Source organism: Autumnicola tepida (assembly GCF_031846485.1).
Lineage (GTDB): Bacteria > Bacteroidota > Bacteroidia > Flavobacteriales > Flavobacteriaceae > Autumnicola > Autumnicola tepida.
On the sequence record NZ_JAVRHQ010000100.1, the window covers coordinates 1 to 709 of the forward strand.

The 709-nt window shown below is 44.0% G+C and carries 1 protein-coding gene; it reads left to right on the forward strand.

Going from position 1 to position 709, the window contains the following annotated elements; all coding sequences use genetic code 11:
* Window positions 1-709 (forward strand): IS256 family transposase (locus tag RM553_RS19575; RefSeq protein WP_311536648.1); only part of this gene is annotated, 709 nt, incomplete at both ends.

Genomic DNA, 709 nt, shown 5'->3' on the forward strand with positions numbered 1-709 from the left:
GGAAGAAGGTTCGCAGTTCCTTTGGCCAGGACACTATAAAAGTTCCAAGGGACAGGGACGGATCCTTTAATCCCATGATTGTTCCCAAGCGGCAGAATATGGTCGATGGTATTGAGAATGTTATTGTATCGCTCTATGCCAAAGGAATGAGCAATAGCGATATTGAAGAACAGATCTCTGAGGTTTATGGTTTTGATGTTTCTACTTCCACCATATCCCGAATTACTGATCGAATTAGTAATGATATTGTTGCCTGGCAGAATCGTCCTTTAGAGTCTGTTTATCTTATTGTCTGGATGGATGGGATCGTGTTTAAGGTACGGGAGAATTCCAAGGTAGTAAACAAGACGATCTATATCGCAGTAGGCCTTAGGAGGGACGGTAAGAAAGAAGTTCTTGGCCTCTGGCTTGGAAAGAATGAATCTGCAGCCTTCTGGATGAGTGTACTCACGGATATGAAAGCCCGTGGGGTGGAGGATATTCTTATCACCGCCACAGATAATCTAAACGGATTTACCGATACCATCAGAAACGTATTCCCGCAGTCCAGAACTCAAATATGTGTAGTTCACCAGATCAGGAATGCCTGCAGGTATGTGGTCTGGAAAGACAAAAAAGCCTTTACAAAAGATATGAAGCTCATCTATGATGCTCCGACCAAACAGGCCGCAGAAGCTGCCCTGGAGGATTTTGCAGAAAAGTGGAATGA